Genomic DNA, 3,442 nt, shown 5'->3' on the forward strand with positions numbered 1-3,442 from the left:
CAGCGTGCCCAACAGGCCCTGCCTGCCCATGGCCTGCCAGAGCGGCTGCAGAAACAGGTAACCATCGACCGCCACCAGCAAGGCCATCAACCAGTGCCAGGGAAAACGGCGCAGCAGGCGCGCGCCGCGCACCAGGGTGGAATGAAAGTGAAGCCGCATGCAGACTGCAATCCTGTAGGGCTGACCGGGTGCTCAGTGTACTGCGCTGTCTTGCAGGATTCCCGTCGTACTGTTTTGCCGGGTTCCTTTCGTATGCGGCCCGTACTCTTTTGCGCCGGGTTCTCGCCATACGGTTTTGCCGGGTTCCCAGCGTATACTGCCGGGCATGAATCCCCTGCCCGATGTACGTACCGAAACTCCGGACCGCCAGACAGCCGCCCGCCGCAGCACCTGGGTCAGCGTCTGGGTGAACCTGCTGCTGTCGGCAGCTCAGCTGGCGATTGGCCTGTTTGCCCATTCCCAGGCCCTGATCGCCGACGCGATCCATTCCCTGTCCGACCTGGTCTCCGATGGCCTGGTGCTGTTTGCCAACAAGCACAGCGCCAAGGGCCCGGATGCCGACCACCCCTACGGGCACCTGCGCTTCGAGACCGCCGCCACGCTGGGCATCGGCGTGCTGCTGGCCGCCGTCGGCCTGGGCATGCTGTGGGGCAGTTTCCAGGGCCTGCAGGCACCCGACCAGATTCCCGTCGTCCACCAGGCCGCTCTCTACGCCGCCCTGCTGGCCCTGCTCGCCAAGGAACTGCTGTTCCGCTACCTGCTGCATGTGGCCCATCGGGTGCGTTCCACCCTGCTGGTGGCCAACGCCTGGCACGCCCGCTCGGACGCCGCCTCATCCCTGGTGGTGGCGCTGGGGGTCGGCGCCAACCTGGCGGGCCTGCCCCTGGCCGATCCCCTGGCTGCCCTGGTGGTCGGCCTGATGATCGTGCGCATGGGCTGGAAATTTTCCTGGCAGGCATTCAACGATCTGGTGGACCGGGCCGCCGATGCCGACACGGAACGCGCCATCCGCGAACATCTGCTGAGCACGCCCGGCGTGCGCGGCATCCACGACCTGCGCACCCGCAAGATGGGCGACATGATCTGGGTCGAAGTCGATATCGAAATGGACGGCCAGCTGACGATCGAAGCCGGCCACGCCATCGCGGTCGAGGCCCGGCGCCGCGTCATGGCAGACCTGCCGGTGCTGGACGTGATGACGCACTTCGATCCGGTCTAGGACGCAGGATCAGCCCAGGTGCGTCCCCCGTGCGGGGCCGTCCATTTCCATGCGCGCCAGCCCCTGCACGATGCCGCAGGCATCCACTGCCTGTTCGGCGCGGCATTGTTCCCGCAGCCCGACCAGCTGGCGCTGCAAGTCCCGCAGTTCGCGCAAACGCACATCGACGTGCGCGATATGTTCGTCCAGCAACTGGTTGATCGCGCCACAGTCCCGTGCGGGGCGATCGATCATGCCCAGCAAGGCCCGGATCTCGTCATGGGCCATGTCCAGCCCCCGACAGTTGCGGATGAAGCGCAGGCGTTCCAGGTGTGCCGGGCCGTATTGCCGGTAATTGCTCTCGCTGCGGGCAGGCGCAGGCAGCAGGCCGGCCTTCTCGTAGAAGCGGATGGTTTCGGTGGAACACCGGGCAGCGCGAGCCAGTGCACCGATTTTCATGCGGATTCTCCTGATCGGTTCCAAAGGCTTGACCTTATAGCAACTACAAGGTGTGTACTGCCATCATAGACCGCAGCACAGGAACTGTCATGCCGCACGACCACATCCACCACACCCACGAATCCCACGGGCACGCAAGCTGCGACCACGGCCACGACACGGCTCCTTCGTGCAGCCAGGCGCACGCGCCTCTCATCCAGGTCCTGCCCACTGGCTGCTGTCATGACCACCAGGACGGCCATGGCCACACACAACACCGGCGCTACACAGCCCCCCCAGCCCTGGCGCCAACCGCCACGTTGGGTGACGACCTGCGCACCGAACTGCGCATCCTGCAAATGGACTGCCCCACCGAGGAAGCACTGATCCGCAAATCATTGGCTGCCCTGCCTGCCGTGCGCGCCCTGGACTTCAACCTGATGCGGCGTGTCCTGACCGTCGTCCATGCGCCCGACGCGCTGGAACCCATCCTGCAGGCGATCCGCGACCTGGGTTTCACGCCGGAACAGGCCGGCGAGGCCGCCGCGCCGGCTGCTGGCACGATGCCCGAGGCGCCCGGATCCTGGTGGCCGCTGGCGGCCTCGGGCGCCGCCGCCCTGGCAGCCGAGGCCGCCCACTGGGCCGAGGCGCCCTGGGCCGTCCCGGCGGTCCTGGCGATCCTCGCCATCGCGGGCTGCGGCCTGGGCACCTATCGCAAAGGCTGGACCGCGCTGCGCCACGGCCAGATGAACATCAACGCCCTGATGAGCATCGCCGTCACCGGCGCACTGGTCCTGGGCCAGTGGGCCGAAGCGGCCATGGTGATGGTGCTGTTCACCCTGGCCGAACGCATCGAGGCGCGTTCGCTGGACCGCGCCCGCCGCGCCGTCCAGGACCTGCTGCAACTCGCGCCCGAACAGGCATCGGTCCGCCAGCCCGATGGCAGCTGGCTGGACGTTCCGGCACGCAGCATCCTGCCGGGCGCCCGGGTCAGAGCGCGGCCGGGCGAGCGCATCGCCCTGGACGGCCAGGTGGAAGCGGGCCGTTCGACCGTGGACCAATCCCCCATCACCGGTGAAAGCCTGCCCGTGGACAAGACGGTCGGCGACCCGGTCTACGCCGGCACCATCAACGGCACGGGCGAACTGGAATACCGCGTCCTGGCCACCGCCAACGATTCGACCCTGGCACGCATCATCCAGGCCATCGAATCGGCGCAATCGGCACGCGCGCCCACGCAGCGTTTCGTGGACCGCTTCGCCCAGGTCTACACCCCACTGGTCGTGCTGCTGGCCCTGGCCATCGCCATCCTGCCGCCCTTGCTGGGCCTGGGCAGCTGGTACGACTGGGTCTACAAGGCCCTGGTCCTGCTGGTGATTGCCTGCCCCTGTGCCCTGGTGATCTCGACCCCCGTGTCCATCGTCAGTGGCCTGGCGGCCGCAGCCCGCCACGGCGTGCTGGTCAAGGGTGGCGTCCATCTGGAACAGGGCCGCCTGCTGCGCTGGATTGCGCTGGACAAGACAGGCACCATCACCCATGGCCGGCCTGCGCTGACCGACTCAATGGCGCTGGGCACCGCCGATCCCGAGCACAGCCACGCGCTGGCCGCCGCCCTGGCGGCCCGCTCGGACCACCCCGTTTCGCGCGCCGTAGCCCAAGGTCTGGACAGTGGACCCACTGCACCGGTCGCATCCTTCGAGGCCCTGGCAGGCCGCGGCATCCAGGGTCTGGTGGACGGTCGCTCGTACTGTCTGGGCAACCACCGCCTGATCCACGAACGCGGCCTGTGCTCTGCTGAACTGGAAG

General features: G+C 67.8%; 3 protein-coding genes. 2 read left to right on the forward strand and 1 reads right to left on the reverse strand.

The window, feature by feature from the left end; translation table 11 throughout:
• Positions 1-325 precede the first annotated feature (325 nt).
• On the forward strand, positions 326-1,219 hold the full coding sequence (locus RBR29_RS11215) for a cation diffusion facilitator family transporter (RefSeq protein ID WP_320349326.1): 894 nt from the start codon (positions 326-328) through the stop codon (positions 1,217-1,219).
• Between the two features lie 9 nt (positions 1,220-1,228).
• Here the strand turns inward: RBR29_RS11215 and cadR are convergent, their stop codons facing one another.
• The gene (gene cadR, locus RBR29_RS11220; protein ID WP_320349327.1) at positions 1,229-1,657 is read right to left on the reverse strand and encodes a Cd(II)/Pb(II)-responsive transcriptional regulator; all 429 of its coding nucleotides are present in this window, start codon (positions 1,655-1,657) and stop codon (positions 1,229-1,231) included.
• A gap of 89 nt (positions 1,658-1,746) precedes the next feature.
• Here cadR and RBR29_RS11225 point away from each other — a divergent pair.
• A partial coding sequence (locus tag RBR29_RS11225) for a heavy metal translocating P-type ATPase (RefSeq protein ID WP_320349328.1) occupies positions 1,747-3,442 on the forward strand: 1,696 nt, incomplete at its 3' end.

This window comes from Castellaniella sp. (assembly GCF_034007085.1).
In the GTDB taxonomy this organism is placed as follows: Bacteria; Pseudomonadota; Gammaproteobacteria; order Burkholderiales; family Burkholderiaceae_B; genus Castellaniella.